The sequence below is a fragment of the Micromonospora echinospora genome (assembly GCF_900091495.1).
Lineage (GTDB): Bacteria > Actinomycetota > Actinomycetes > Mycobacteriales > Micromonosporaceae > Micromonospora > Micromonospora echinospora.
This window is the reverse complement of record NZ_LT607413.1, coordinates 4,886,025-4,912,788: the sequence shown is the minus strand read 5'-3', so window position 1 is coordinate 4,912,788 and position 26,764 is coordinate 4,886,025. Positions and strand designations below refer to the sequence as shown.

Here is a 26,764-nt window from a genome sequence, read left to right as displayed (position 1 = left end):
AAAGCACCATCAGAGCCCGATGATCTCGGCGTACCGCCGCATGTCCCGCTCGTAGTTCTCGTCACCGATGCGCGGGGAGACCACCACCTCGTCGATGCCCAGGCGGAAGGCCTCGTCGATGTAGGTGCGGTCGTCCTCCCAGTCCGTCTCCGTGGCCCCCTTGCTGCGCCGGCCCACCTTGAGGGAGAGCTCGGACATGTCCCGCCCGGCCGCGGCCATCGCCGCACCCAGCCGCTCGACGAAGATCCGGATGTCCTCGTGGGTCCGGCTGTACCCGGCCCACCCGTCGCCGTACTTCACGATCCGCCGCAACGTGGAGTCCGAGTTGCCACCGACGATGATCGGCAGCCGCTGCTGCGCCGGCTTCGGAAAGCAGTAGAGCGGCTCGAACTCGATGAACTCGCCGCGGTACTCGCTGATCTCCTTCGGCGACCACAGCTCACGCATCGCGGCGAGATAGTCGTTCATCCGGGCGCCACGCCGCTCGAACGGGACGTCGAGCGCCGTGTACTCCTCCTCGGACCAGCCGACGCCCACGCCGAACTCGAACCGCCCACCGCTGAGCTGGTCCACGCTCGCGACCTGCCGCGCCGTGACGATCGGATTCCGCTGCGGAACCACGAAGACGTACGTCCCGATGCGGAGCCGGCGGGTGCTCGCCGCGATCGACGCCGCCACCACCAACGGGTCGTGCACGCCCAGCGTGCGGTGGACCTCGGTGGCGCCACCCGACTCGTAGGGGTACTGCGACCGGTATGACGGGAAGAAGACCACGTGCTCGGGCAACCAGACCGAGTTGTACCCCAGTTCCTCGATGAGCGCAGCGGCGTCGTTCGGCCAGCTTCCGGAGCGCGGGCCCGTTCCCGGGAACAACTCGCTGATGCCCAGCTTCCTCATGCCGACGCTCCTTCCGACGCGGTCTTCACCTGGTCGGCGAAGCGCTCCTTCAGGACGTGCTTCATGACCTTCATGCTCGCGTTGCGCGGAAGCTGGTCGGTGAAGAAGATGTGGACGGGCTTCTTGTACCCGGCCAGTTGCGTACGCGCGAACTGCCGGACCTCGTCCTCGGTCACCGTCGAACCGGGCGCCCGGACGATCGCGGCGGAGACGGCCTCGTCCCACTTCTCGTCGGCGAGGCCGAAGACCGCCACGTCCACGACGTCGTCCATCATCAGCAGCACCCGTTCGACCTCGGCCGGGTAGACGTTCGCGCCGCCGCTGATGATCAGATCCTGGACCCGACCGGTCAGGTAGAAGTAACCGGCCTCGTCACGGTACCCGAGGTCACCGGTGAAGTACTCGCCGTCGCGGAGCACGGCTGCGGTCTTCTCCGGCTGGCCGTGATATCCGGAGAACATCGTGTCGGCCTCGATGAGCAGTTCGCCGACCTCACCGTCGCGGAGGGTCCGGCCTTCCGGGTCGGCCACCCGGACCGACGAGGTCGGCAACGGCCGCCCGACGGAGGCGAAGATGTCGCGGGCCTTCGAGTGCCCCGTCCAGTCGCTGCGGTTGGTGATGGTGATCGGGCCGACCACCTCGGTCATCCCCCAGGTCTCGACCAACCGGTCGTCGATCACGTCGACCAGCCGGCGGGCCAGCTCGGGAGGGAGCGGACCACCGGAGTGCAGCACCGACTGCAGGGTCGACAGCGCCTCCGGGTGGGCCTCCAGCGCCGCGAGCAGGCCCGGGATCAGGGGGGTGAGCCCCAGGGTGAAGGTCGCCTTGTGCTCGACCATGTGCCGGCCCCACTCCTGCGGGCTGACGCCGGGGATGAAGGCGACCGTGCCCCCGGTGTAGAAGTGGGGGAAGATCACGCCCCACAGACCGGAGACGAACGACCAGCCACCGGGGAAGGCGGCGTGCCCCTGTAGGGGCAGTCGGTAGGCGGCCGGCACGAGCTTGATGCAGTTGACCACCGCCCGGTGACTGACCCGGACCCCCTTGGGGAACCCGGTCGTGCCGCTGGTGTAGCCCACCAACGCGATGTCGTCGAGGTTGCGGTCGATTGGCAGCGGGGTGGCGTCGGCCGCGGCGAGCGCGTCGGCGTACCTGGTCGCCCCGGCCGGCGGCTGGTCGTCGATCGCGAACCAGGCAGCCAACCCCTCGGTCGCGCTCACCTGCGCCGCGACCGGGCTCACCCCCTCGGTGTGCACGAGAGCCGCCGCCCCGGAGTCCGTCAGGACGTGGTCGACCTCGGCGGCGGTCAGCCGGTCGTTGACGTGGACGGCCGTGTAGCCCCCCAGTGCCAGACCGACGTAGACCTCCAGGGACTCGACACGGTTGCCCAGCATCGCCGCGACCGACGCGCCGGGCGCGAGAGCACGGTCCCGAAGCGCGTGGGCGAGCCGCCACCCGTTCTCGATCACCTCGGCGAAGGTGCGTTGCTCCCCCAGGGCTGTGATCGCGACGTTGCCGGCGAACCGCCGGCCCGCCTTGCGGAAGACCTCCCCGAGTGTCTCCTCGGTCATGAATACTCCTTCAGGTCGTAGAGCCGAACCGCGTTGCTGCCCAGGAAGAGATCGAGTTCCTCCGCGCTGAGGACGGGTCGGTCCCCGGCGTACGGCGTCGCCAGGTCCCGCACCAGGCCGATCCACCGCTCGAGGTGCGCTCCGTCCGGGTCCTCGCGCGGGCCACGGATGATGTCCGACCCGAAGATGAGCCGGTGGGCACCGAGCTGCGCACGCATCCGGCGGACCCGGCGACGGAACTCGGGGTAGTCCTCCGCCGCGCACCGCTGCCACAACGACAGCTCGAGGTAGACGTGTTGCCAGCCGGTCGCGCAGTCGAGCGCCTCGGCCCACCAGGCCTCCAGCCCGGCGTGGGCGAAGACCAGGCGCAGGCCGGGGTAGCTCGCGAGGGCCGCCGCGATCCGCGCGGGCCGGCACCGGTCGACCTGCAACGGGTCACCGCCGAGTGGGCTGGAGTGGACCACCACCGGCAGCCGGCGCTCCTGGAGCTCGGTGAGCAGCCACGCGTACGCGGGGTCCTGGAGATCCCAGCCCGCCGCCGGGTAGAGCTTGACGCCCTTGCAGTGCCCGTGCGTGAGCGCCGCCGCGAAGAGCTCCCGGGCATCCGGGTGCCGGGGATCCAGACCGGCGCAGAAGTACAACCGGCCCTCGTGCTCCTGGGCTAGCTGCTCGTAGCGCGCGTTGAGGGCGGCGATCGGCAGGTGCGTCCCGGTGGGGGCACCGACGATCGTCCAGTCGACGACCGGCACCAGCCCGGCCGCCACCCCGGCCCGGTCGAAGGCGGCCATCGTGAGCGTGGCGTCCGGGTCGCTCTGCCCGACGGCGACGTGACCGAGGATCTCCTCGGGGTCGCGCTCGGGCAGGCGGCGTCCCGCACCCTGGCGGGCCCAGGCCCGGCGCAGCCCCTCCGGCAGCCAGGACGCGTCCCAGACGTGCATGTGCGCGTCGACGACCGGGGCGACCATGTCAGTCCCGTCCCAGCACGTGCACGGTGGAGGCGGCGGTCAACCAGTCGACGACGCCACCACCGATCTGGACGACCGCGCGCCGGTTCGCCCCGGTCAGTTGCAGCGGCCCGGCCTCGCCGCGTAGCTGTGCCACCGCGTCGTGGACCTGCGCCAGCCCGCTGGCACCGAGCGCGTGCCCGCGCCCCACCAGCCCGCCGGAACGGTTGACCGGCATCGGTCCCCCGGCATCGGTGACGCCGTCGTCGATCCAGCGCTGCTCCTCGCCGTCCGCGCAGAGCCCCACGTCGGTCCAGGCCATCAGCTCGTAGGCGACCGAGGCGTCGTGCACCTCGGCGAAGTCCATGTCCCGGGGCCCGAGGCCGGCCTGCTCGAACGCCGCCCGCGACGCCGCCTGGACGGCGTTGGGCGCGTCGGGCTGGTCCTTCGGCGGTCGGGTGCGCAGCTGGGAGGCGAGGATCCGGACCGACCGATGTGCGGCCACCGCCTCCGGCCGGCTGGTCACCACGACCGCGGCGGCGCCGTCGCTCACCGGTGAGCTCATCAGCACCGTCAGCGGCGCGACCACGGTACGGGCGGCGAGGACCTCCTCCGGGGTCGCGCCGAACCGACGGTGGGCGTACGGGTTGAGCCGCGCGCTGTTCAGGGAACGGGAGGCGACCCGGGCCAGACCCGCCAGGGTCACCCCGCGCTCGTCGAAGAGCGCCGCGGCGAGCGCGGCCTGACGGTCGACGAAGGGGCTGCGGTCGACGCCGGCACCGTCGCCGGTCCGGAACGCCTCCTCGACGTCGGCACCGGCGGAGTAGGCACTGAACATGCGCTGCCGGTCGGGGTGGTTGGCCTTCTCGACGCCGAGTGCGAGCACCGTGTCGTACATGCCGGAGGCGACGGCCATCCACGCCAGGTGCAGCGCGTTGCCGCCCGACGCGCAGGCGTTCTCGACGTTGTGGATCGGGATGCCGGCGAGACCGAGCGGATAGCCGACCACCTCACCCCGGATGCACTCCTGACCGGTGATGAGTCCGGCCAACGCGTTGGCGAAGAACATCGCCTGCACGTCGCCGACGCCGATCTGCGCGTCGGCCAGCGCGGCGTCGACGGCCACGCGGGCCAGGTCCTTCATCGACGTGTCGAGGAACTTGCCGAAAGGGCTCATCCCGACGCCACTGACCACCACGGACCCGTTCATCGCTTCTCCTCCACCTCGGCCGACGGCCTGGGCGGCACCGGCCACGCGGCGCTCACTCCCCCGTCGACCAGCAAGCTCTGGCCGGTCACGTAGCCGGCATCCGCGCTGGCGAGGAACGCGACCGCCCCCGCCACCTCCTCGGGCCGCCCCTCGCGGCGCATCGGCACGACGCTTCCCCGTGCCGTGCCGGCGTCGCCGAACTCCCGCCGGACCAGGGCGGAGTCGATGTTGCCGAGCACCACCGCGTTCGCCCGGACGCCACGGTCGGCGTACCGGACCGCCACGTGCCGCATCACGGCGAGCTGGGCCGCTTTCGTGGCTTCGTAGGACAGGGACCGGCGGCTGCTGAGCACACCGGCGGTGGAGCCGACGAAGACGAACACGCCGTGTCGGCGTTCCAGCATGCCGCCGAGCGCCGCCTGGGCGGTGAGCCAGTGCGAGCGGACGTTCACCTCGGTTGCCAGGTCCCAGTCCGCGAGGCTCTGCACCTTGACCGGCTCGCGCCCCGAGATGCCGACGTTGCAGACGACGACGTCGAGGCGCCCGTCGCCGAACTCGACCGCTGCGGCTACCGCTGCCGCGCACTGCGCCGGGTCGGCGGCGTCGACCCGGACCGCCAGGCCGGGGGTCGCCAGGTGCGCCACGGTCAGCCGCGCCCGGTCGAGGTTCTTGTCCCCGACGACGACGCGCGCCCCCTCGGCGGCGAGTCGCAGCGCGATGGCCCGGCCGTTGCCCATCGGCAGCTTCTCGCCGGGGCGCGCCGGTCCGTCGCTGCCGCCACCCAGCACGTAGGCGACCTGACCTTCGAAGCGGCGCATCTCAGTAACTCCTGGGCAGACCCAGCACCTGCTGGGCGATGAAGTTCAGGGACATCTCCTGGCTCACCGGCGCCAGGCGCATGATCCGCGCTTCCCGCCAGTAGCGCTCCACGTGGTACTCCTGCGCGTACCCCAGGCCCCCGTGGGTCTGGACCGCCTGGTCGGCCGCCTGGTACCCGGCGTCGGCGGCCAGGTACTTCGCGATGTTGGCCTCCGCCCCGCAGGAGAGTCCGGCGTCGTACCTGGCCGCGGCGACGAGCGTCATCTCCCACGCCGCCTCGAGCCGCGCGTAGGCGTCCGCCAGCGGGTGGCTCAGCGCCTGGTTGCTGCCGATCGGCCGGTCGAAGACCCGCCGGACCTTGGCGTACTCGGTGGCGCGACGGAGGGCGGCCTGGCCGATCCCGACGGCCTCCGCGGCGATGAGGACGCGCTCGGGGTTCAGGCCGGCGAGGATGTGCTTGAAGCCCTTGCCCTCCTCGCCGATCAGTCGCCAGCCCTCGACCGGCAGGTCGTCGTAGAAGGTCTCGCAGCTGGCCACGGCGTTGCGTCCGGCTTTGGGGATGGGACGGATCTGCACGTGGGCCGGGTCGAGGTCGACGAGGAAGAGGCTCAGGCCGTCGAAGCGTCGCGCCGGATCCCGGGGCGCGGGGGCCGTCCGCGCCAGCATCAGCGCCACCGACGACTCCAGTGCCTTGCTGGTCCAGATCTTCTGGCCGCTGATGCGCCAGTTCTCCCCGTCCCGCACCGCCCGGGTCTTGATCTGCGAGGTGTCGGTCCCGGCGTCCGGCTCGGTGACGGCGAAGGCGACGTGCAGGTCGCCGGCGGCGGCCCTGGGCAGGAAGGTCTCCTTGAGCCGCTCGTTGCCGTACTTGATGACGGGCTGAAGACCGAAGACGTTCATGTGCAGCGCGGTGCAGCCGTTCATCGCCGCCCCCGAGGCGGCCACCTCTCGCAGCAGGATCGCCGCCTCTGTCACCCCCCGGCCGCCACCGCCGTACTGCTCGGGAACCGCGATGCCCACCCAGCCGTCCTTCGCCATGGCGGAGAAGAACTCCCAGGGGAACCGGTGCTCACGGTCGCAGGCCAACCAGTAGTCGTCGTCGAAGCCCGCCAACCGGTCCCTGATCGCCCGGGCGATCAGCTCGTGGTCGGGGTCTCGTAGCTCGGGCACGGCTCCTCCTCGGCACCCCCGCGGGGACACCCTCGCTCGCTCTGCCGGCATGTCCACGGGGAGCGCGGGCACTGGCGTCAGTAAAGCAACTGCTCGATTATTGAGCAAGTGCTTGCTTTTTATGACGCCCACTGCCGCGCCCTCCGCCGCCTCAGCGACCCAGCAGGTCGGTGAGGATCGCCATCTCCTGCCGAAAGTCGGTGACCACCGTCGCCGTGGACTCGTCGTTGATCTCCGTCCAGGCGTCACGCACCTGCTCCCCGGTGAGGTCACGCGCGAACAGACCCCGGGTCTGGGCCACCACGACGCGGGCCACCCGCCCACCGCCGACGTTGTAGACCTCGCCGGTCGCCTCGCACTCCTGCGCACCGAGCCACAGCACCAGCGGCGCGACCAGCGCCGGGTCGAGGCTGTCGGCCAGGTCCCCGAGCAGGTTCTCGGTCATCCGGGTACGGGCACCGGGCTCGATCGCGTTCACCCGGATGCCGCTGCGAGCGCCCTCGATCGCGAGGGTCCTGGTGATGCCGATGATCGCAGCCTTCGCCGCGGCGTAGTTGACCTGACCGAAGTTGCCGAAGAGTCCCGCGGCGGACGTGGTGTTGACGATCCGCCCGTACCCCTGGCCGGTCATCACCGGCCAGGCGGCCTGGGACATCCAGAAGGTTCCGCCCACGTGCACCTGCATGACGGCCTCGTACTCCTGCGCCGACATCTTGGCGAAGGACCGGTCGCGGAGGATGCCCGCGTTGTTCACCAGGATGTCGAGCCGGCCGTACGTCGAGGTGGCGCGGTCGACGATCCGGTCGGCGCCCTCGGCGGTGCCGACCTCGGTGTCGTCGACGACCGCCGCGCCACCGGCCGCGCGGATCTCATCGACGACCTGCTGGGCGGGCGAGGCCCCGGAGGCGTCCCCGTCACCGACGTCGTTGACCACCACCTGGGCACCCCGGCCCGCCAGGAGCAGCGCGTGCTCCCGCCCGAGGCCACGCCCGGCACCGGTCACGATCGCGACCCGCCCGTCGAGCCTGATCTCGCTCATGGAACTCCTGTCAGTCGGGGCCGGCGACGCGCCGGCCGGTTCATGCGGGCGTCAGCCGAACAGCGCTGACATGACCTCGGTACGGTCACGTACCTCGTCGGGCGCACCCGAGGCGACGATCTGACCGCGCTGCATCACGTACACGTGGTCGCTCACCGCGAGCGCCAACTCGGCGTTCTGCTCGACGAGCAGGATGGTCGCGCCCGAGGAGTGCAGCCGCGCGATGGTCTCGAACATCACGTCCACGACCGACGGCGCCAGACCCATCGACGGCTCGTCGAGGAGCAGGACGTCCGGACCGGTCATCAGGGCCCGGCCGAACGCGAGCATCTGCTGCTCCCCACCGCTCATCAGGGCGGCGAGTTGCTGGCGTCGCTCGGCCAGGCGCGGGAACAGCTCGAACACCTCGTCGCGCCGCGCACGGAGTCTCGCCTTGTCGCTGCGCCCGCTGTACGCGGCGAGGTCGAGGTTCTCCTCCACGGTCAGCGGCGGCGCGATCCGCCTGCCCTCGGCGACCAGCGCCACCCCGGCCCGGACCACCTTGTGGCAGTTCCACCCGGTGATGTCCCGCCCGCCGACGGTGACCGTGCCCCCGGACGGACGGTGCAGACCGGCGATGCTGTGCAACGTCGTGGTCTTCCCCGCGCCGTTGGAGCCGATCAGCGCGACCAGTGATCCCTGGTCGACGGCGAGGTCGACCTCACGAACCGCCTGGACCGCGCCGTACGCGGCGGAGAGTCGCGATACGCGCAGCATCGGAGCGTTTGCCAAAGTAGGCCTCCCTCACGTCGTCCTGTTCCAGACACCACCGGGGCGCACCCTGCGAGAGCATCGCGCCGGAGTTCATCACCGAGACGGACTCGCAGAACTCCTCCACGAGCCGCATGTTGTGCTCGACGAGGATGAGGGTCAGCCCGCTGTCGCGCAGCTGCACCAGAAGCTCGCCGATCTCCTGCGACTCGGCGTCGTTCATGCCCGCGGTCGGCTCGTCGAGCAGGAGGACGCGTGGCTCGGTGGCCAGGGCCCGCGCGATCTCGACCCGCCGCTGGTCGCCGTAGGGGAGCGTCTCGGCCAGGACGTCGTGGTCGGCGCGGACCCCCACCCGGTCGAGCAGCTCGCGGGCGCGCGCCCGGACCTCGCGTCGCTCCCGGCGCTCGCCGGGGCTGAGGAGGATTGCCCCGGCCAGGGTGGACGACCTGCGCAGGTAGGCCCCCGCGACCACGGTTTCGAGGACCGTCATGCCGGCGAACAGTCGGATGTTCTGGTACGTCCGCGCCACCCCACGTCGGGCGATCTGGTACGGCGGCAGGTGGGTCACCTCGTCGCCGAAGACGGAGATGGTGCCGTCGTCGGGGCCGATGAACCCGGTGACCATGTTCAGCACCGTGGTCTTGCCGGCGCCGTTGGGGCCGAGGATGCCGTGGATCCGCTGGGGCGGCACCTGGATCGTGATGTCGGAGACCGCCTTCAGGCCACCGAAGGCCTTCGTCAGACCGACGATGTCGGCCGCCGGCACCGGCACGCCGGACGGTGTCCCGCCCGCGACGGCGGGCGGAGCGGCAGGGGGGTTCACGGGGCCACCTTCTGCTCGACGGTGCCGCGGGAACGGCTGACGACGGCCGGGGGACCGCCACGCGAGCGGGAGCGCAGCAACCGCAGACGGCGCAGATCCACGAGGCCGCGAGGCAGGTAGATGATGATGACGACGAGCAGGATGCCGGTGACGACGCGGTCGTACTCGCCCATGACGTCCTTGAGCAGCTCGGGCAGGATCGTGAACGCGACCGCGCCGACGATCGGCCCGGCCCAGTGGAACGCCCCGCCGAGCACCACCGCGGCGAGTGTGACGAAGCCCAGGTGGGTGTAGAAGGTGTCGGGCCCGATGTACTGCAGGAAGCTCGCCTGCATCACGCCCGCGACCCCGCCGAGGGCGCCGGAGATGACGAAGCCGACCAGTTGGATCCGGCGCGGCGAGACGCCCAGGGTCTGCGCGACCGCCGCGTCCTCCCGGACCGCCGCCGCGGCGAACCCGAAGCGGGACTTGGCCAGGCGGGCCAGGACGAAGCCCGCGACGACCAGACAGCCGATCAGCCAGGCCCAGGTGCCCAGCTCGCCGGGGACGAGGGTGCCGGCCGCGCCGCCGGTGAAGTCGGTGAGGTTGACGATCAGGACCCGACCGATGAGGACCATCGCGATGGTGGCCATGGCGAGGTAGTGGCTGTGCAGGCGGACCACCAACGCGGCGGTGACGGCTCCCAGGCCGGCGCCGAAGACGGCCCCCAGCACCAGGCCGAGCAGGGGCGACAGGCCGACCGCCCCGGCGAGGTAGCCGAAGGTGAAGGCGCTCACGGACCCGAAGAAGATCGGCGCGAGGCTGAGGACGCCGGTCCAGAGACTGACGTAGATGCTGAGGGCGAACAGCGCGTTCACGCCCGCGAACTGGAGCGTGGTGATCCAGGCAGTTGTGCTCATGGGGACCCTTCGCTGGAGGCGGTCAGGCGCGGACGAGTTGGCGCTCGCCGAAGATGCCCTGGGGCCGGACGACGAGCACGAGCAGCAGCACGCCGAAGGTGATCGCGTCACGGAACCCGGAGGAGATGTACTGCGAGCTGAGCACCTCGAGGACACCGATCGCGACACCGACCGCCGCCGCGCCACGGATGTCGCCGTAACCGCCGACGACGACGGCCGCGAATCCCTTGAGCAGCAACGCCTCGCCGACGCCGAAGGACACGTTGTTGTCGGAGAGGGCGGCCAGCACGCCGGCCAGGCCGGCGACCGCCGCCGCCAGGAACGCCACGGCGACCAGGGTGCGCCGGGCGTCGACACCCACGATCGTGGCGGAGCGCGGGTCCACCGAGACCGCCCGTACGGCCGCGCCGAAGCGCGAGCGGTTGAGCAGGAGGTGGACGGCGGTGACCGTGACGACGAGGGCCGCGATGCTCAGCAGGTGCGCGGGGAGCACGACCAGCCCCGCGACGCGGATCGGCGTGGCCGGCACCGCCTCGACCGGGTAGCTCGTCGTGGTCGGGCCCGCGAAGGCCTCGGCGACGGTCAGGAGCACGATCCAGACGCCGATGCTGGCGATGATCGGGGCGAACATGCCGGCGTTGCGTCTGCGCAGCGGGGCGAAGGCCAACGTGTCGGCGAGGACCCCGAGCAGGCCGGCGAAGAGGATGCCCACGGCAGCGGCCACCCAGAAGTTGACGCCCTCCTGGGCGACCAGCCAGTACGACGAGAGCGCACCCCAGGTGGCGAAGGTCCCGTGGGCCACGTTGAGGATGCCCATCCGCGCCAGGATGAGGGCGAATCCGATCGCGAACAGCGCGTAGACGCATCCCAGCGCGATCCCGTTGACGAGCTGTTGGGCCAGGAGTTGCACAGGGGCACTCCCCTCCGAAGGAAGTAAGCGTTCGCGACAGCTCGAATCAAGCGTTCGCTTTACCACATCATCGTAAGCTCCGTCACACTTCTTCTGTCAACACTTAATCAAGCATTTGCTTAACTCATCTCCGCGCACTAGTGTCGGGGGCCTCGCTCGGCCGAACCGGACGTCGCCGCGCGCCCCTCGACCCTGCCGGAGGTGCGATGAAACTCCCGACGACGGTGGCCCCGGACCAGGCCATCCGAACGATCCCGCCGGGGAGCACGATCGTCGCCGCTCCCGGCTGCGGCACCCCCGAGACCCTGCTCGCGGCCCTCGGCCGGCTCGCCGACCTCCTCGACGCCCCCCGGCTCTGCTCGGGCCTGCAACTCGGCTCCTACCCCTTCCTCGCCGCCTCCGCGGCCGGTCATCTGCCCTACCGCACCTGGCACCCCTACGGCCCGGCCCGGGCCGCGCTGCGCCCCGGGCACGTGGACTACGTCCCCGCCCGGGCGTCGGCGGTGCCCGGCCTCCTCGACGAGTGGGAAAGCTCGGTCGCGCTGATCCGCGTCTCGCCGCCGGACCGCAACGGCTGGTGCAGCCTCGGCCCTTCGTCCAGCTACGTCCACCACGCCGTCGCCCGCGCGTCCCTGGTGCTCGCCGAGGTCGGCCACGACGTCCCGCGCACGCACGGCGACACGGCGGTGCACGTCAGCCGCATCGACCGCCTGGTCGAGGCCGAACATCCGATGTGCGTGTTCCCGGCCGCCGCCCGCGACGAGGTGAGCGACCGCATCGCCACGCACGTGCTCGACCTGCTTCCGGCGGAGCCGACCCTCCAACTGGGGATCGGGGCCGTCCCCGAGGCGCTCACCGCGTTCCTGCGCGACAGCGACGTCCGCGGGGTGCGGTTCGTGGGGATGGCCAACGACGCCATGGTGCCGCTCTTCTCCGCCGGCGTCGTGCCGTGGAGCACCGGCCCACGGCCCGCCGTGCTCGCCGCCGAGCTGATGGGCACCGCCGCGCTGATGACCTTCGCCGACGGCAACCCGGCGATCGTGCTCCGCGACAGCCGGGTCTCCCACTCCCCCCGCGTCCTCGCGCAGATCCCGCGTCTCGTCGCGGTCAACTCGGCGATCGAGGTCGACCTCGCCGGCCAGGTGAGCGCCGAGATGGTCGGGGACCGTCAGGTCTCCGGCGTCGGCGGCAGCGCGGACTTCGTCGAAGCGGGCTTCGGATCCGACGGCGGCCTGTCGGTCGTCGCGCTGCCCGCCACCACCCCCGACGGCCGACGCAGCCGGATCGTGAACCGGCTGGGCTCGGGCCCGGTCACCCTGGCCCGCCACACGCCGGACGCCGTCGTGACCGAGTACGGCGTCGCCTGGCTGCGCGGACGCACCATCGCCGAACGCGCCGAGGCCCTCGCCGCGGTGGCCCACCCGGACCATCGGTCGCCGCTCGTCACCGCGACCCCCGACACCCCCGAGGAGACCCCGTGACCATCCACACCCGCCGTGGCCGCTACTACGAGGAGATGATCCCCGGGGACGTCTACCGGCACGAACCCGGCCGGACCATCACCGAGGCCGACAACGTGCTCTTCTGCAGCCTGACGCTGAACACCCAGACGCTGCACCTCGACGCGGTGAAGTCCGCCGAGACGGAGTTCGGGCAGCGTCTGGTCAACAGCATGCTCACCCTGAGCATCGTCTGCAGCGTCGGCGTGCCGGACCTGACCCAGAAGACCACCATCGCCAACCTGGGCTTCCAGGAGATCTCCTTCCCCGCCCCGGTCTTCATCGGCGACACGCTGTACTGCGAGACCGAGATCGGCCCCAAGCGTCCCTCGGCGAGCCGCCCCGGCCAGGGCATCGTGACCCTGGAACATCGGGGCCTGAACCAGCACGGCGTCCTGGTGTGCCGGGCCGTCCGCAGCGCGCTGGTCCGCTTCCTGCCCGAGGACGAGCGGTCGGCGTGACCCACGAGCCCAGCTACGAACAGCTCGCCGAGCGGGTACGCCGCCTCGAGGACCTGCGGGCGGTCGAGGCCCTCGCGGCCCGCTACCACCACCTCTGCGACGGCGGATGGCACGGTCCGAGCCACGAGAACCTCGACGCGCTGGTCGCGCTCTGGGTGCCGGACGGCGTCTACCGCATCAATCCCCAGCGCCCACCGTGCCGGGGACACGCGGAGATCCGCGCGCAGTTCGAGCGCCTGCGGACCTCCATGCCGTGGATCTTCCACACCTTCACCAACAGCGACGTCACCGTGCACGACGACGACGCGTCCGGAACGTTCAAGGGCATCGCCTACTACCGCCGGGGCGGCGGGGCGCACATCGTCGTCGGCACCTACTCCGGCCGGTTCCGGCGTACCCCGCAGGGTTGGCGCTTCGTGTCCTGGACCGCCGACCTCGCCCACGGCTCCGTGCTGAGCGCCGAGAAGGGCGTGGCGGTGGACGCCGAGAACGGGGCGTCGCGGTGAGCCTGCCGGGCGGTCCGTGGGGGGCCTGGGCGACCGGGCTGCGGGTCCGGCCGATCGGCGAGGCGCGGGCCGCCGCCGCAGCCCTGGAAGGGATGGGCGTCTCCGCGCTGTGGATGACCGGCGGCACCGGCGACCCCTTCGACCGGGTCACCGCGCTGCTGGAGGCAACCAGCAGCATCACCGTGGCCACCGGGATCCTCAGCATCTGGGAGCTGACGCCGGCCGAGCTGGCCACCCGACTGGCCGGGTTGCCGACCGAGGGCCGGTCCCGGTTCCTGCTGGGCCTCGGGGTCAGCCATCAGCAGTTGGTCGACCGCCGGACCCCGGGACGGTACGACCGACCGTTGACCCGGATGCGGGAGTTCCTCGACGAACTCGACCGGATCCGGCCCCCGGGAGCACACCGCTCGGAACGGGTGCTCGCCGCGCTCGGGCCGCAGATGCTCGCGCTGGCCGCCGACCGTGCCGCCGGAGCCCATCCGTACCTGACCACGCCGGCCCACACCCGCACCGCGCGCGGTCGCCTGGGCGACGCTTTCCTCGCACCCACCCAGATGGCGCTCCTGCTCCCCGACCCGGACCAGGCCCGGCAGGCGGCCCGCCGCCACCTGGCGCCGTACCTCTCCCAACCGAACTACCGCAACAGCTGGCTGCGTCAGGGCTTCACCGCCGACGACCTGGCCGACGGCGGCTCGGACCGGCTGGTCGACGACCTGGTCGCCTGGGGAGATCCCGCCCAGGTCGTCCGGCGTGCCAGCGCGCATCTCGACGCCGGCGCCGATCACGTCTGCATCCAGCTGCTCGATCCTGCGGGCACCTGGGCGGACCACACGATCCCGCTCGACGCGTGGGGTGAACTGGCGGGCACGCTCACCACGTGACGCCGCGCGACCGGTTCACACCACGCCGGGTCCCCCGGGCACAGGCCCCGAGGACCCGGCGCGCTCCTCGACGGCCGGTCAGCGGGTCGCCGCGCTGCCCAGGACGAGGGTGCCGGACGTCATGAACATGCCACCGACCCCGGTGACCACGCTGACGTCGACCCCGTCGACCTGCGCCGCCGCCGTGCCGCGCACCTGCCGGACCGACTCCTGGATGGCGAACATCCCGTACATCCCGGTGTGCGTGTAGGCCAGTCCACCACCGTTGGTGTTCAGCGGCAATCGGCCACCGGGGGCGGTGTTGCCGTCCGCGACGAACGCGGGAGCCTCGCCCCGACCCACGAACCCCAGATCCTCCAGGCCGTAGAGCGGGACGTGCGCGAAGGCGTCGTAGATCATCAGATGGTGGACGTCGGCGTGGCCGACCCCGGCCTGACGCATGGCCGCCCGGCCGGCACGTTCGATGGCGCGCGACGAGGTCAGGCTCTGCAACCCCGACACGACCGAGGACTCGCTCGACTCCCCGGCGCCCAGGACGTAGACCGCCGGTGACCGGGGGCTCAGGTCCTTCGCGCGCTCGGCCGAGGTCAGCACCAGCGCCCCACCGCCGTCGGTGACCAGGCAGCAGTGCAGCAGATGGACCGGGTCCGCGATGACCGGCGAGGCCAGCACGTCGTCGACGGTGATGGGATCGCGCAGCTTCGCCCTCGGGTTGCGCGCCGCCCACTGCCGCTGGACGACCGGGACCATCGCGAACTGCTCCTCGGTCATGCCGTACTCGTGCATGTAGCGGCGCACGCCGATCGGGAAGAGCGACGGTGCGCCCGCCGGCCCGTAGGGGACCTCGAACTGACCCATCATCGACTGTGCGGCCGGCGCCCAGGGCTGCATCCCGACGCGGGACCGACCGGACTCCCCGTGGGTCACCAGCACGGTCTCGCACAGGCCGGTGGAGATCGCCGCCATCGCGTGCCGCACGTGCAGCATGTACGAGCAACCGCCGACGTTCGTGGCGTCGAGATAGTCCGGGACGATGCCGAGGTAGTCGGCGACGTCGTTGGGCAGCTCACCGGCGGACGCCACCCCGTCGACGTCCGAGGGCCGCAGCCCCGCGTCGACCAGCGCGTTGAGGGCGGCGTCGACGTGCAGTTGCAGGGCCGACCTGTCCGGGATGCGGCCCAGGTCGGTGCTCTCGGCGGCCCCGACGATCGCGATCGCGCCGCGCAGACCCATCAGTGCACCTCCGCCGGCACGAACTGGACCACCCTGCGCTCGCCGCGCTCCTCGAAGGTCACCGCGACGGGCAGGTCGACCCGCACCTGTGCGGGGTCGTCGACGAGCACGTTCGCCATGACTCGTGGGCCCTCCTCGAGCCGCACCAGGGCCAGCACGTACGGCACCTGTCCGGCGAAGGCGGCCGGCCCCCGGTGGTTGACGACGAACGAGTCGACGGTGCCGCGCCCGCTCGCGGGGGCGAGCTCGACCGACCGTGACCCGCACGCGGGACAGCACATCCGCGGGTAGAGGAAGACGTCGCCGCAGTCGAGGCAGCGCGGTACGGTCAACCGGCCCTGGTCGATCAGGTCGAACCACGCCCGGGTGTCCGGGGTCGGATCGGCGATGGGTTTCACGGGGTTCCTCTCGATGGTCGGCGGACCGAACCGATGGTGGTCAGCCTCGGACGAGTGCGGGCAGCAGGTGCTTGCGCAGCTTCCCGTTCGCCGCCCTCGGCAGCTCGGCCACGACCGTGACCAGGCGCGGCACCTTGTAGCGGGCCAGCCGGTCGGCCAGGTGGTCCCGCAGGGCCTCCGTCGGGCCGCGCCCGTCGCGGGCCAGGCCCGAGTCGGCCCGGGCCTGGACGACCGCCGCGACGCGCTCCCCCCACTCCGGGTCGGGCACGCCGAACACGCCAACGTCCTCGACGTCGGGATGGGTCAGGATCGCGGCCTCGACCTCGGCCGGGTAGACGTTGACCCCGCCGGAGACGATCATCTCCGCCGACCGGCCGAGGAGGTACAGGTAACCGTCCTCGTCGAGCCAGCCGAGGTCCCCGACCGTGACGAAGTCACCGAGCCGGTTGGCGAGGGTCTTCTCCTGGTCACCGTGGTACTCGAAGGCGTGCGCCCCCATCCGGAGGTAGACCGCCCCGGGCTCACCGGTCGGGGCGTCCCTGCCGTCCGCACCGACGATTCTGACCTCCGCCCCCGGCTGTGGGCGACCGACGCTGCCGGGGCGCTCGAGCCACTCCCGCGCGGAGATGACGGTGCCGGCGGCCTCGGTGGCGCCGTAGTACTCCCACACCACCGCACCGAACCAGTCGATGATCGCCCGTTTGGTTTCCTCGCTGCAGGGGCCCGCGCCGTGGATCAGGTTACGCATGCTGCTCACGTCGTACTTCTCGCGGACCTCCCCGGGCAGTCGCAGCAGACGGTGCAGTTGCGTCGGCACCATGTGCGTGGTGGTGACCCGCTCGGCCTCGATCAGCCGCAGGGCCGTCTCGGCGTCGAAGCGCTCCATCAGCACGATCGTGTGGCCGAAGTGCAGCGACGTGACCGCCAGGCCGTTCACGGCGGTGTGGCTCAGCGGCGAGGTCACCAGATGGACGCCGTCACCGAGCGGCTCGACCCCGAACATCCCCAACTGCCACCGGGCGCCAGCGGCGAAGACGTCGTCGGGGTCGCCCTCGGCGAGCTTGCGCAGCACACCCTTGGGACGGCCGGTGGTCCCCGAGGTGTACCCGAGGTAGGAGCCGGGACTGCGGTCGGCGAGCGGACCGTCCGGGTGGTCGGCGCTCTCGGCCAGGAGGTTCCGCAGGCCGGGAGCCTCCCCCAACGCGAACCGACGCTCCGCCGGCAGCCCTGCCGCGTCCGCCGCGGCGGTGAGCATCCCGGCGGACCGGACCGACGCGACGGCGACGACCGGGTCGGCGTCGCCGAGGATGTACGCGACCTCGCCGGTGGTGAGGGCGGTGTTGACGGGTACGAAGTAGGCGCCGATCTGCTGGCAGGCGAGGACCACGGCCAGCGCCACGCCCTCGTTCGCCAAGACGCCGACGACCCGGTCGTGGCGTTGCAGTCCCTGCGCGCGCAGGAGCCGGGCGATCGCGTTCGCCCGACCGAGCAGGGCCCCGCGGCTGATCCTGGCCCCGTCGGCCTCGACCACCGCGCATCCCTCGGGGTGGGCCGCGGCCAACCGCCAGAAGCCGAGCTGTTCACTCATCGTCCGGTCGCCTCCGTCCGCGCACTCCGGCCAGCAGGTCGGTGGCGAGGTTCCGGCGGTGCGCCGTGGTCGTCCCGTACGCCGCCGTGAGGCTCATCACCCGCTTCAGCCAGAAGTGCAGGTGGTACTCCCAGGTGAAGCCGATCCCCCCGTGCAACTGGAGCGCCTGGACGTTGGCGAGATCGGCGGCCTGGCCGGCGTAGGCCTTGGCCGCGGCCGCGCGGTGGGCCGCATCGGGCTCGTCGATCGCGTCCAACGCGCTCAACGCGGCGGCTTCGGCCATGTCGACGCCGACGGCGACGTCGGCGATCCTGTGTTTCACCGCCTGGAACGAGCCGACCGGTCGACCGAACTGGTGGCGCACGCTGACGTACTCCACCGTCAGGTCCAGCAGCCGGCGCGCCGCTCCCGCCAGTTGGCAGGCCGCTGCGGCGACGGCCAGCGTGCGGACCCGCGCCGCGAGATCCGGCGCGACCCCCAGGACCGTACCCGGGCCACCGGGCCGGATCCGGGCCACGGGCCGGAGCGGGTCGACCGCCGGGAGGGGTTCGACCTCGACCTCCTCGGCCCGGTACATGGTGACGGTGCCGTCCGGCGCGACGTCGAGGACCAGGTCCGCCTCGGCGGCGAAGGCCACGTACGGGTCCAGGTCGCCGATCCGTACGGCGACCAGCAGCGAACCGTCGGCGAGCGAGGCGAGCCGCTGGGCCACGTCCGGGACGTCGGCGCAGGCGGTCAGGACGGTCGCCGCGAGCACCGAGGTCTCCAGGTAGGGCTCGGGCAGCGCGTGGTACCCGGTCGCGTGCAGGACGCCCGGCAGGTGCCGGGGAGTCAGTCCGGCACCACCGAACTCACCGGGGACCAGCGCCGAGACGAGTCCGGTCTCGGCCATGCGGGCCCAGAGTGACGCACTGTGGGCGGTTCCGGCGTCGAGGCACCCGCGCAGGTGGTCGAGGCCGCAGTGGCGTCGCAGCAGCTCGGTGGTGACGTCGTCGAGCTGACGACGGTCCAGGTCCAACGGATCGGTCATGACGGTCGGGGCTCCTGGGGCAGTCCGAGCACGCGCTCGCTGATGATGTTGCGCTGAATCTCCGAGGTGCCGCCGAAGATCATGGCGGCCCGGGCGTACCAGTACCGGTGGTGCCAGTCCCGCCACGCGTCGGCGGTCACCGGGTCGACCCCGGCGACGGCCGACGGGTCGCCGACGATCGCGCCGTCCTCGGCCATCAGCCGCAGACCGGTGGCGAAGATGTCGTGCTGCATCTCCGTCCAGTACAGCTTGTTGATGCTGGCCGTCCGGTCGAGGTCACCCCCGCTCTCGGCGAGCGCGGCGAGCCGGTAGACGTTGGCCCGGTAGGCCTCGGTGGCCACCAGCACCCGGCCGAGCTCGTCGAGGGCGAGGGAGTCCTCCGCCAGCCCCCGGTGCCGGATCAGGTCGGCCAGGGACGCGACGTCGTTGGAGAACTTCGCGTGGTCGCCGAAGACCGCTCCGCGTTCAAACCCGAGGGTGGACATCGCCACCTTCCAGCCCTGGTCGACCTCCCCGACGACGTTCCCGACCGGTACCCGCACGTCGGTGAAGAACACCTCGGCGAAGCCCTTCGTCCCGTCGACCATGGTCAGCGGGCGGACCTCCACGCCGGGCGTACGCAGGTCGATACAGAGGAAGGTGATGCCGGCGTGCTTGCGCCGCCTGGCCGCCTCCGGGTCGGTCCGCACCAGTGCGAAGATCCAGTCGGCGAACCCGCCCATCGAGGTCCAGATCTTCTGGCCGTTGACCACGAAGTGGTCGCCGTCGCGGACCGCCCGGGTCCGCAGCGAGGCCAGGTCCGAGCCGGAGCCCGGCTCGGAGAAGCCCTGACACCAGATGGTCTCGCACGAGAGCAGGTCGGGGATCCAGCGCCGCCGCTGCTCCTCGGTCCCGTACCGCATCAGCACCGGCCCCAGCAGGTAGAGGCCACCCATGTTGACCCGCTCCGGGGCCCTGGCCCGGTAGTACTCCTCCGCGAAGGCGATCGTGTGCCGCAGCCCGGCAGCCCGTCCGCCGTACTCGACCGGCCAGTCGACGGCGGCGTAACCGCCCTCGAACAGGGTGCGCTCCCACTGCCGGTGCTGGTCGAAGCCCTCCCGGGTGGTCCACGGCAGCAACGGCTGCGCGGGGACGTTCTCGGCGAGCCACCGCCGGACCTCGGTCCGGAACTCGTCGACGGAGTTGACCTCGTCGATCGTCGTGTGCACACTCATCGCGCGTCTCCCCCGCCAAGGCCGAGTGCGTCCGCCGCCTCGGCCAGCACCTCGCCGTAGTTGTCCACCGTCATCCGCAGCGAGATGTTGATTCCGTCGACGCCGAGTTCGGCATAGCGCCGGACGATCTCCGGCAGATCGGAGAGCTCACCGACGCCCCGGAAGCCGGCGATCACGTGCAGGTCGTCCCGGCTACGACCGGACGCTTCGACGTGGTGCTCCAGCGTCCGCAGGCCGTCGGCCAGCTCCGCGGGGGTCAGGTTCCAGGGGTACCAGCCGTCCGCCACCGTCCCCGCCCGGCGGATCGCCGCGGCCGAGTGCCCACCGACGAGGACCCGGGGAGCCCGGATGCCGACCGGCAGTGCGGGCCCGGCCCGGTCACCGCCGCCCCACGCGTCAGTCAGGGCACGGACCAGTTGTTCGCAACGCCTGCCACGGGTCCTGAAGTCGGACTCGCAGGCGGCGAACTCCTCGGCCGACCAGCCCACCCCGACGCCGAGGTCGAACCGGCCGCCGGTCAGCTCGGCCACGGTGAGGGCCTCGCGGGCGAGGATGCGCGGGTTGCGCAGCGGCAGCAGCAGCACCGAGCTGCCGAAACGCAGCCTCGTCGTGGCCGCGCACACCTCGACCGCGGTCTGGAAGATGTCCAGCAGGCCCTGGTCGGGCGCCGTCTCCACCTGGGCCTTGCCCTGGACGACCTTGTTGTGCCGCTCCTTGACGTCCGGTCTGGCCGCCAGGGGTGCCTCCGGGTACGGATAGACCGAGTCGTACCGCTCGAAGAAAAGCATGTGCTCTGGCAGCCAGATGCCATCGAACCCGGCGTTCTCCACCGCCCGGGCGAACTGCGTCATGAAGGCGAGATCACGCTCCGGGCTGCCGTCGAAGAGGTCGACCAACCCGATCTCGACCCGCCCCCGGGCGCCGATGACGCCGCTGTCGTTCATCCGGCCACCTCCGCCAGCGCGGCGGGCTCGGGAATGCGGTCGAAGACGGCCACCAGCTCGTCGATGCCGACGTCCGCCGCCACCGCCCGGCTCGTCGGCACCAGGTGGGCGTCGACGAACCAGGTCCGACGGACCGGTCCCGGCTCCGCCCCCGACGCGTCCCGTAGCTCAGCCAACGCCGCGTCGAGCGCCGCCGGGTCCAGCCGCCACGCCGCCCACGCCTCGATCCGGCCCCGGGTTTCGAGGACCCGACGCAGGACCAGTGCACCGGGGTGGCGCAGGTGGACGGTGAGGCGGCGCTCCCCCACCGGCTTCGGGTTCGCGATGGCGCCCGAGAAGCTGACGGTCGGTGAGCTGACCGCTGCTCGGCGCTGGGTCCACAGCGCCTCCATCGCGGCCAGCCGGTCCAGCGAACGGCCGACCGGGTCGGCGACGTCGGCACCGGGTTCGAGCAGGTCGGCGGAGGGCGCATCGAGGTCGACGCCGAGCTCCAACCGTCCGCCGGCGAACCAGTCGAGACTTGCCAGTTGCTTGGCGCGCACCGCTGCGGCTCGCGCCGCGAGCACGTCTCCGGCCAGACCGAGTCGGATCCGTCGGGTGGCCCGGGCGACGCAGTACAAGCCCAGGGTCGCGTCGTGCGAGGCGGTCTGCGCGACCTCCCGGTCACCCAGACCCCACCAGGAGGCGAAGCCCTCGTCCTCGGCGGCGAGCGCCGCCGCTCGGATCGCCTCCCGCAACGAGCCGGCCTGTCTCGACTCGAAAGCGCAGGCTATGCCGATGTCCATCCCGTCTCCTTCGTCGGCCGAGCGCGGGGTGAACGTCCGCGATCGGGGGGTACGGCGGGTGCCGCGACGTCGTGGGTGGGCCCGGCCGGAGTTGCGCCGGGCCCACTGCCGCGTGACCTGTCGTCAGCCGGTCCAGCCGGCGATCTTCCCGTCCGTGGACCACTGCAGGTAGGTGGCCTTCGCCTTCATCCGCGCCTGGCCGCCCTCGTAGCTGACCGGGCCGTAGACCGTGTCGAGCTGCGAGATCCCGGCGAGCGCCGTGGACACCGCCTCCGGCTTGCCGTCACCAGCGGCCTTGAGGGCCTCGGCGACGAGCCACATCGCGGTGTAGCCCTGCGCGCCGTACATGTCCGGGAGCGACCCGTACTCCTTCTGGTAGAGCCCGACGAACCGACGGGCGACCTCGTTGTCGGTCTGCTCGGCGTGGAACGGCGCGAAGAAGATCGTGTTCCGCAGTCCGCCGCCCGAGGTCTCGTACAGCTTGGCGCTGTCGACTCCGTAGTTGGCCAGGATCGGCTTCTCGTAACCGCGCTCGCGCAGCGCCCGCGCCACCAGTGCCGACGGCGTGCCGAGCATGGAGCTGACCACCGCATCCGGGTTCAGCGACTGGATCTCGGTGGCGGCCTGGGTGTAGTTGGTGTCGGCGGACTGGGTGTTGATCCGCTTCACCACGTTGACGCCGTTGCGTTTGAGCGCCGCCTCCCAGATGGTGGCGTCCTTGGCCATGCCGTCGTTGTCCGCGGTGACCACGAGGACCGCGGTCCGGACGCCGGCAGCCGGCACGACGTCGTCGATGAACTGGTCGTACAGTCCGCCGGGCTCCGAGGGGATGATCACCGGCCGGAAGACGTACGGCGGCTCGGCGAGGCCCGGCAGGATCGCCGAGGTGACGATCCCCGGAACCTTGGACTGCTTGATCACCGGAGCGAGCGCGCCGGCCTCGGACGAGAGCCCGCAACACAGGATGGCGCTCGCCCCGTCGGCGACGTACTGCCGGTACTGCGCGATGGCCTGCGCCGGGTCGCTCTTGATGTCCCCGGACTTCAGCTCGATCTTGACGCCCTCGCCCAGGAAACCGGAATCGTTGATCTCCTTGACCGCGAGCTTGGCGCCGTTGACGATCGGCACCCCGGCGAAGGCGGCCGGGCCCGAGGCCAGCGCGGGGAAACCGACCAGGTAGGTCGAACCTTCACCGGAACTCTCGGCGCTGCTGCTGCAGGCCGCGCTCGTGACTGCGGTCAGCAACGCGACGCCGGCGACGAGGATGCGACGAGGCACCCCTCCTCGACGATTGACCATGACGTTCCCTTCTTCCCACAGTGGATGAGCTGGCATTCCGTACCGGCGTCTGATGCGGTCGGGTGTTCAGCCCGGGGGTCCCGGTCGACGAGCCTGCGAGGCCGGGTCTCGAAACACTTCTCACGGCTGGTTCGGGTGCGGTACGCGCGTCAGCGCCCCCACTCCGTGATCCTGGCGTCGGCACCCCACACGAGGTGGCGTGCGGATTCCTCGACTGCGGCCTGACCGCCCGTGAAGGTCAGACCGCCGTAGACGCTCTCCATGCTCCCGAGCGCCGACAGGGCCCTGCCGACCGCTTCCGGATCGTGGTTGTCCGCGTCGGCGATCGCCGTGATCAGCATCTGCGCGGCGGTGTATCCATGGGCGGCGAACATGTCCGGTTTCGAGCCGTAGGCCGCCTGGTAGTCCTTCGCGAAGGCGGCTCCGGCCTCGTTGACCGGGAAGTCGGCGTGGTAGGGCGTCGGGAAGATGGTTCCTGCCATCGTCCCCGCCGACGCCTTGTACGCGGCGGCGCTGTCGGCACCGACGTTGGAGACGATGGGCTTGTCGTAGCCGCGTTCCCGTAGGGACCGCGCCAGGGCCGCGGTGGAGGACCCGATGGTGCTGGCCACCACGATGTCGGGGTCCTTCGCCACGATACTGGTGGCCACGCTCGTGAAGGAGGTCGTCGCGGTCGCCGCGTTGATCCGGGCGAGGAGGCGAACCTTGTTGCGTCCGAGCGCGTCGGCGTACACCCGGGAGTCCTGCACCATGGCCTGGTTGTCGTCGTTGACGACCATCACGGCCGTGCTGAACCCGGCGGCACCGATGACGGTGTCGAGGAACTGGTCGTAGATGCCGCCAGGCTTGGAGGGGATCTCGAAGGGGCGGAACAGGTGCGGCGGATCGGCCAAGCCGTCGAGGATGGAGACCGTCACCACGCCCGGCGTGACGCTCCCGGTCATCACCGGGCGCAGCGCACCGGCCTCACTGCCCAGGGTGCAGCAGAGGACGCCGGCAGCGCCGTCGGCCTCGAACTGCCGGTACGCGGCGATCGCCGCCGCCGGGTCGCCGGCGACGTCGACGGTCTTGAGCTCGATCCGGACCCCGTCGCCCAGCACGCCCCGGGCGTTCGCCTGCTCGACGGCGAGCTCGATCCCCTGCCGCACCGGAACGCCGGCGAACGCGGCCGGCCCCGACGTGCTGATCGCGGCACCCACCAGGACCCGCTCGTCCGCCCCACCGGGGGAGTCCTCGGACGCGCAACCGGCGACGGCGACCGTCAGGGTCGTCGCGACAGCCAGACCAGTAGCGCGGAACCGTCGGGACGCGACCTGCACGGGGACCACCTCGGGCTGTGAAGCAAGCGATTGATTTCGAGTATGGCGTGGGTCACGTGGCACGTCAACGGCAGTTCAGACCTCTTCTTGACCCGCTCGTCACATCCCCGAAACCGCCCGCCCGGCCCCGGGTGAGCAGGCAGCCAGGTGCCGTTCGGTCTCCTCACGTACCGGCCGCGTCGCGTCGTATGTGACACTCCGGTCGGCCTGGGGCCTCTCTGAGTTTCATCGTGATGACGTCACCTTCAGGCCACGGTCCTGGGTCGCTCCGAGGCGGGAACGGCTCACTGACGAGGGGGCCGTCCGCATGTTCGCCCCGACAGGGGCCTGAGGCCCCCGCGTACACCGGCGGACCGGGGAGCCCCCGGCCGCGACCGGCGCGCACGTGACACCGGCCGATCCGCTACCGACCGCCGCCGTCGGTGCCGGGCCGCAGGCCGACGACGCCGCGGTCGAGCACCGGTTCACCGGCGGAGTTCGTGGTCCGGAAGAGCACCTCCGAGTCGTCCTCCGTCCGCCAGGCGCGGATCACCAGGTCGTCACCGGGGAAGACCGGGCGGGTGAACCTGCCACGGACGGACGCGAGTCGGCCCGCGTCGGCACCGGCGAGTTCGTTGACGAGGATCCGGGTGGTGTAGCCGTAGGTGCAGAGCCCGTGCAGGATCGGACGGGCGAACCCGCCGCGGGCCGCGAACGCCGGGTCGGAGTGCAGCGGGTTGCGGTCACCGGTCAGGCGGTAGAGCAGCGCCTGCTCGGGTCGGGTCGACACGGTCACCTCCACGTCGGGCGCCCGGTCGGGCAGCTCCCACGACGGGCTGCTGCCGCGCTCGCCGCCGAAGCCACCGGCGCCACCGAGGAACGCACCGGTACGGCAGCGTGCCAGCAGCCGGTCGGTGCCGGCGTCGACCAGTGTGGTCTCGGTCCACACGATCGCGTCCCGGCCCTTGTCCCAGACGTCGGTGACCGTGGTGGTCGCCCACGCCCGCCCCCTGGCCGGTAGCGGACCGGTCAGGAACATCTCCTGCTCCGCGTGGACCGCGCGGGTCGGGTCGTACTCTCCGACGTCCGGGAGCCCCTCCCCGAACCCGAGCACCACGGCGAAGCTCGGGACGACCTGTTGGGCCACCCCCTCGGAGTTCTCCGTGGTGAACGCGAGCTCGGCGAGCGGGTCCCGCTGGCCGGCACCGACGGCGAGGGCGTAGAGCAGGCTGTCGCGCTCGGTCCAGTCGACGGCCCGGGGCCCGACCGTCGTCCCGACCCGCGAGGGATCCACCGGCATGACTGACCTCCTTGAACGTGCGGCGGAGCCGCGAGGGGTGACTGGTCCTCGACCGGCGCCGGGTCGGCGCCGGGGATCAACGCGTGACGCGGGTGCGCGGGCCGGCCGCACGTGGCGCCACGCACGCGGGGACGTCGCTCACGAGCCCTCGTTCGGCGGCGACGCTGCGACGGTGCGCGGCCGGCGTCCCGTAGAGGGCACGGCAGGCCATCACTCGCCGGAAGTGGTGGGTCAACTCGTGTTCCCAGGTGAACCCGATGCCGCCGTGCACCTGGATCGCCTCGCGCAGGACATGGGTCGAGCCGTCGCCCACCACGGACTTCGCCGCGGCGGCGGCACCCGGCCAGCCGGGGAGCCGGGCGTCGGCCATCCGCAGCGCCTCCCGCAGGGCGCTCCGCGCGAGCTCCAGCTCGGCGTACATCTCGACGAGCTTGTGCTTGACGACCTGGAAGCCGCCGATCGGGCGGCCGAACTGCCGGCGGGTGTCGGCGTACGCGAGGGCCAACTCGAAGGCGCGCTCCGTGGCACCGACCGCGTCGGCGGCGACCAGCAGCGCACCGAGACGCCAGGCCTCCTCGACGGCGGAGTCGACCTGTGGGCCGCGCGCGAGCACCCGCGCCGGAACGTCGGCCAGGTCGAGCGTCGCCAGGCCCCGCCCGGGGTCGACGGCCTCCTGAGGCCGTACGGCCACACCTGCCGTCGCGCGCTCCACCACGGCCAGCGCCGTCTCGTCACCGGCGCGTACCGGGAGGAGGAACTCGGCCGCGTGCGTACCGCTGTCGACGAAGGTGCGGTGCCCCCGGATCCTCCCGTCGGCGTACCGCACGGTGGTCTCCAGACTCTCGCCGCGACGGTCCTGCGTGAGGGCGGGCACGACGACGCGTCCCTGCGCGATCGCGGAGCGCAGGCCGCTGTCGTCGTCGGGGTCGACGGCGGCCAGGAGCGCGACGGCCACGCCGGCGGTGGCCGCCAACGGGCCGGACCAGCCCTGGCGACCGGCCTCGCGCAGGGCGCTGCCGAGCTCCAGCGGGCCGGCGCCCTGCCCACCCAGGTGCTCCGGCACCAGCAGGCCGACCACGCCGACCTCGTGGACCAGGCCGGACCAGAGGTCGGGCAGCTTCCCACCCTGGGCGCGGTTGCGCTCCACCGGCGCCTGCTGTCGCAGGTACCGGGCGATCACCGGGTCGAACTCGGCGCTCAGGACGAACCGATCAGACACCCTGCCTCCTCGAATACAGCAAATGCTTGCTATGCAGAGGAGAGCCTGCGACCGGGCGCCGAGCGGGGGCGGGCGAC

The 26,764-nt window shown here is 71.9% G+C and carries 26 protein-coding genes; 4 read left to right on the top strand and 22 right to left on the bottom strand.

The features are described from left to right. Positions 1 to 9: 9 nt before the first annotated feature. From GA0070618_RS22110 to GA0070618_RS22060, 11 genes are all read right to left on the bottom strand, one after another. Positions 10 to 897, bottom strand: coding sequence for an LLM class F420-dependent oxidoreductase (locus GA0070618_RS22110; protein ID WP_088983336.1), 888 nt, complete (start codon positions 895 to 897; stop codon positions 10 to 12). Continuing rightward, on the bottom strand, positions 894 to 2,468 hold the full coding sequence (locus GA0070618_RS22105) for a class I adenylate-forming enzyme family protein (protein ID WP_088983335.1): 1,575 nt from the start codon (positions 2,466 to 2,468) through the stop codon (positions 894 to 896). The genes GA0070618_RS22110 and GA0070618_RS22105 overlap by 4 nt, the downstream gene beginning before the upstream one ends. Beyond that, entirely contained in the window at positions 2,465 to 3,433 is a 969-nt protein-coding gene (locus tag GA0070618_RS22100) for an amidohydrolase family protein (RefSeq protein ID WP_088983334.1), read from the bottom strand. The genes GA0070618_RS22105 and GA0070618_RS22100 overlap by 4 nt, the downstream gene beginning before the upstream one ends. A 1-nt stretch (position 3,434) precedes the next feature. Beyond that, on the bottom strand, positions 3,435 to 4,622 hold the full coding sequence (locus GA0070618_RS22095; RefSeq protein WP_088983333.1) for a thiolase family protein: 1,188 nt from the start codon (positions 4,620 to 4,622) through the stop codon (positions 3,435 to 3,437). Then, on the bottom strand, positions 4,619 to 5,440 hold the full coding sequence (locus GA0070618_RS22090; RefSeq protein WP_088983332.1) for an SDR family NAD(P)-dependent oxidoreductase: 822 nt from the start codon (positions 5,438 to 5,440) through the stop codon (positions 4,619 to 4,621). Before GA0070618_RS22090 ends, GA0070618_RS22095 begins: the two co-directional genes overlap by 4 nt. A gap of 1 nt (position 5,441) precedes the next feature. Continuing rightward, complete coding sequence (locus GA0070618_RS22085; RefSeq protein ID WP_197701586.1) at positions 5,442 to 6,611, bottom strand: acyl-CoA dehydrogenase family protein; 1,170 nt, start codon at positions 6,609 to 6,611, stop codon at positions 5,442 to 5,444. A 151-nt stretch (positions 6,612 to 6,762) separates the two neighbouring features. Next, positions 6,763 to 7,650, bottom strand: coding sequence for an SDR family NAD(P)-dependent oxidoreductase (locus tag GA0070618_RS22080; RefSeq protein ID WP_088983331.1), 888 nt, complete (start codon positions 7,648 to 7,650; stop codon positions 6,763 to 6,765). A 51-nt stretch (positions 7,651 to 7,701) separates the two neighbouring features. Then, positions 7,702 to 8,406: an ABC transporter ATP-binding protein gene (locus GA0070618_RS22075; RefSeq protein WP_088983330.1), complete on the bottom strand. Its 705-nt coding sequence runs from the start codon at positions 8,404 to 8,406 to the stop codon at positions 7,702 to 7,704. Continuing rightward, positions 8,351 to 9,223 carry an ABC transporter ATP-binding protein gene (locus GA0070618_RS22070; RefSeq protein ID WP_197701585.1) on the bottom strand — a complete coding sequence of 291 codons (873 nt, stop codon included), beginning with the start codon at positions 9,221 to 9,223 and terminating at the stop codon, positions 8,351 to 8,353. Before GA0070618_RS22070 ends, GA0070618_RS22075 begins: the two co-directional genes overlap by 56 nt. Continuing rightward, positions 9,220 to 10,122 carry a branched-chain amino acid ABC transporter permease gene (locus tag GA0070618_RS22065; protein WP_088983329.1) on the bottom strand — a complete coding sequence of 301 codons (903 nt, stop codon included), beginning with the start codon at positions 10,120 to 10,122 and terminating at the stop codon, positions 9,220 to 9,222. The genes GA0070618_RS22070 and GA0070618_RS22065 overlap by 4 nt, the downstream gene beginning before the upstream one ends. A gap of 22 nt (positions 10,123 to 10,144) precedes the next feature. Continuing rightward, positions 10,145 to 11,032, bottom strand: a complete 888-nt coding sequence (locus GA0070618_RS22060; RefSeq protein ID WP_157748978.1) for a branched-chain amino acid ABC transporter permease — start codon at positions 11,030 to 11,032, stop codon at positions 10,145 to 10,147. 206 nt (positions 11,033 to 11,238) lie between these two features. Here GA0070618_RS22060 and GA0070618_RS22055 point away from each other — a divergent pair, with 206 nt between their 5' ends. From GA0070618_RS22055 to GA0070618_RS22040, 4 genes are read left to right on the top strand one after another with little or no spacing between them, the layout of a single operon-like run. Beyond that, on the top strand, positions 11,239 to 12,513 hold the full coding sequence (locus tag GA0070618_RS22055; protein WP_088983327.1) for an acetyl-CoA hydrolase/transferase family protein: 1,275 nt from the start codon (positions 11,239 to 11,241) through the stop codon (positions 12,511 to 12,513). Next, positions 12,510 to 12,992: a MaoC family dehydratase gene (locus GA0070618_RS22050; RefSeq protein ID WP_222432997.1), complete on the top strand. Its 483-nt coding sequence runs from the start codon at positions 12,510 to 12,512 to the stop codon at positions 12,990 to 12,992. The genes GA0070618_RS22055 and GA0070618_RS22050 overlap by 4 nt, the downstream gene beginning before the upstream one ends. Then, entirely contained in the window at positions 12,989 to 13,498 is a 510-nt protein-coding gene (locus GA0070618_RS22045) for a nuclear transport factor 2 family protein (RefSeq protein ID WP_157748977.1), read from the top strand. Before GA0070618_RS22050 ends, GA0070618_RS22045 begins: the two co-directional genes overlap by 4 nt. After that, positions 13,495 to 14,379 (top strand): TIGR03620 family F420-dependent LLM class oxidoreductase, encoded by an 885-nt coding sequence (locus GA0070618_RS22040; protein ID WP_197701584.1) that lies wholly within the window; start codon positions 13,495 to 13,497, stop codon positions 14,377 to 14,379. Before GA0070618_RS22045 ends, GA0070618_RS22040 begins: the two co-directional genes overlap by 4 nt. Positions 14,380 to 14,457: 78 nt before the next feature. On the opposite strand, the gene GA0070618_RS22035 is transcribed toward GA0070618_RS22040, so the two are convergent. The 11 genes from GA0070618_RS22035 to GA0070618_RS21985 form a co-directional block, all read right to left on the bottom strand. Continuing rightward, positions 14,458 to 15,612 carry a thiolase C-terminal domain-containing protein gene (locus tag GA0070618_RS22035; RefSeq protein WP_088983325.1) on the bottom strand — a complete coding sequence of 385 codons (1,155 nt, stop codon included), beginning with the start codon at positions 15,610 to 15,612 and terminating at the stop codon, positions 14,458 to 14,460. Beyond that, a complete protein-coding gene (locus tag GA0070618_RS34085; protein WP_170107935.1) occupies positions 15,612 to 16,010 on the bottom strand; it encodes a Zn-ribbon domain-containing OB-fold protein in 399 nt (132 codons plus the stop codon). Before GA0070618_RS34085 ends, GA0070618_RS22035 begins: the two co-directional genes overlap by 1 nt. A 40-nt stretch (positions 16,011 to 16,050) precedes the next feature. After that, positions 16,051 to 17,598: an AMP-binding protein gene (locus tag GA0070618_RS22025; RefSeq protein ID WP_088983323.1), complete on the bottom strand. Its 1,548-nt coding sequence runs from the start codon at positions 17,596 to 17,598 to the stop codon at positions 16,051 to 16,053. After that, positions 17,591 to 18,628, bottom strand: a complete 1,038-nt coding sequence (locus tag GA0070618_RS22020) for an acyl-CoA dehydrogenase (RefSeq protein WP_088983322.1) — start codon at positions 18,626 to 18,628, stop codon at positions 17,591 to 17,593. The genes GA0070618_RS22025 and GA0070618_RS22020 overlap by 8 nt, the downstream gene beginning before the upstream one ends. Continuing rightward, the gene (locus tag GA0070618_RS22015) at positions 18,625 to 19,842 is read right to left on the bottom strand and encodes an acyl-CoA dehydrogenase family protein (protein ID WP_088983321.1); all 1,218 of its coding nucleotides are present in this window, start codon (positions 19,840 to 19,842) and stop codon (positions 18,625 to 18,627) included. Before GA0070618_RS22015 ends, GA0070618_RS22020 begins: the two co-directional genes overlap by 4 nt. Then, positions 19,839 to 20,786: an LLM class flavin-dependent oxidoreductase gene (locus GA0070618_RS22010; RefSeq protein ID WP_088983320.1), complete on the bottom strand. Its 948-nt coding sequence runs from the start codon at positions 20,784 to 20,786 to the stop codon at positions 19,839 to 19,841. Before GA0070618_RS22010 ends, GA0070618_RS22015 begins: the two co-directional genes overlap by 4 nt. Next, positions 20,783 to 21,571 carry an LLM class flavin-dependent oxidoreductase gene (locus tag GA0070618_RS22005; RefSeq protein ID WP_088983319.1) on the bottom strand — a complete coding sequence of 263 codons (789 nt, stop codon included), beginning with the start codon at positions 21,569 to 21,571 and terminating at the stop codon, positions 20,783 to 20,785. Before GA0070618_RS22005 ends, GA0070618_RS22010 begins: the two co-directional genes overlap by 4 nt. A 123-nt stretch (positions 21,572 to 21,694) precedes the next feature. Further along, positions 21,695 to 22,849 carry an ABC transporter substrate-binding protein gene (locus GA0070618_RS22000; protein ID WP_157748976.1) on the bottom strand — a complete coding sequence of 385 codons (1,155 nt, stop codon included), beginning with the start codon at positions 22,847 to 22,849 and terminating at the stop codon, positions 21,695 to 21,697. A 170-nt stretch (positions 22,850 to 23,019) separates the two neighbouring features. Next, positions 23,020 to 24,189 (bottom strand): ABC transporter substrate-binding protein, encoded by a 1,170-nt coding sequence (locus GA0070618_RS21995; RefSeq protein ID WP_157748975.1) that lies wholly within the window; start codon positions 24,187 to 24,189, stop codon positions 23,020 to 23,022. A gap of 403 nt (positions 24,190 to 24,592) precedes the next feature. After that, entirely contained in the window at positions 24,593 to 25,468 is an 876-nt protein-coding gene (locus GA0070618_RS21990) for a MaoC/PaaZ C-terminal domain-containing protein (protein ID WP_088983316.1), read from the bottom strand. A 76-nt stretch (positions 25,469 to 25,544) separates the two neighbouring features. Next, a complete protein-coding gene (locus tag GA0070618_RS21985) occupies positions 25,545 to 26,687 on the bottom strand; it encodes an acyl-CoA dehydrogenase family protein (protein ID WP_088983315.1) in 1,143 nt (380 codons plus the stop codon). Positions 26,688 to 26,764 lie beyond the last annotated feature (77 nt).

Excerpts from the sequence above, each read along its gene's own strand:
- GA0070618_RS22110 (WP_088983336.1), bottom strand. The coding sequence starts at position 897 with ATGAGGAAGCTGGGCATCAGCGAGTTGTTCCCGGGAACGGGCCCGCGC.
- GA0070618_RS22105 (WP_088983335.1), bottom strand. The coding sequence starts at position 2,468 with ATGACCGAGGAGACACTCGGGGAGGTCTTCCGCAAGGCGGGCCGGCGG.
- GA0070618_RS22100 (WP_088983334.1), bottom strand. The coding sequence starts at position 3,433 with ATGGTCGCCCCGGTCGTCGACGCGCACATGCACGTCTGGGACGCGTCC.
- GA0070618_RS22095 (WP_088983333.1), bottom strand. The coding sequence starts at position 4,622 with ATGAACGGGTCCGTGGTGGTCAGTGGCGTCGGGATGAGCCCTTTCGGC.
- GA0070618_RS22090 (WP_088983332.1), bottom strand. The coding sequence starts at position 5,440 with ATGCGCCGCTTCGAAGGTCAGGTCGCCTACGTGCTGGGTGGCGGCAGC.
- GA0070618_RS22080 (WP_088983331.1), bottom strand. The coding sequence starts at position 7,650 with ATGAGCGAGATCAGGCTCGACGGGCGGGTCGCGATCGTGACCGGTGCC.
- GA0070618_RS22075 (WP_088983330.1), bottom strand. The coding sequence starts at position 8,406 with ATGCTGCGCGTATCGCGACTCTCCGCCGCGTACGGCGCGGTCCAGGCG.
- GA0070618_RS22065 (WP_088983329.1), bottom strand. The coding sequence starts at position 10,122 with ATGAGCACAACTGCCTGGATCACCACGCTCCAGTTCGCGGGCGTGAAC.
- GA0070618_RS22055 (WP_088983327.1), top strand. The coding sequence starts at position 11,239 with ATGAAACTCCCGACGACGGTGGCCCCGGACCAGGCCATCCGAACGATC.
- GA0070618_RS22035 (WP_088983325.1), bottom strand. The coding sequence starts at position 15,612 with ATGGGTCTGCGCGGCGCGATCGCGATCGTCGGGGCCGCCGAGAGCACC.
- GA0070618_RS22025 (WP_088983323.1), bottom strand. The coding sequence starts at position 17,598 with ATGAGTGAACAGCTCGGCTTCTGGCGGTTGGCCGCGGCCCACCCCGAG.
- GA0070618_RS22020 (WP_088983322.1), bottom strand. The coding sequence starts at position 18,628 with ATGACCGATCCGTTGGACCTGGACCGTCGTCAGCTCGACGACGTCACC.
- GA0070618_RS22015 (WP_088983321.1), bottom strand. The coding sequence starts at position 19,842 with ATGAGTGTGCACACGACGATCGACGAGGTCAACTCCGTCGACGAGTTC.
- GA0070618_RS22010 (WP_088983320.1), bottom strand. The coding sequence starts at position 20,786 with ATGAACGACAGCGGCGTCATCGGCGCCCGGGGGCGGGTCGAGATCGGG.
- GA0070618_RS22005 (WP_088983319.1), bottom strand. The coding sequence starts at position 21,571 with ATGGACATCGGCATAGCCTGCGCTTTCGAGTCGAGACAGGCCGGCTCG.
- GA0070618_RS21990 (WP_088983316.1), bottom strand. The coding sequence starts at position 25,468 with ATGCCGGTGGATCCCTCGCGGGTCGGGACGACGGTCGGGCCCCGGGCC.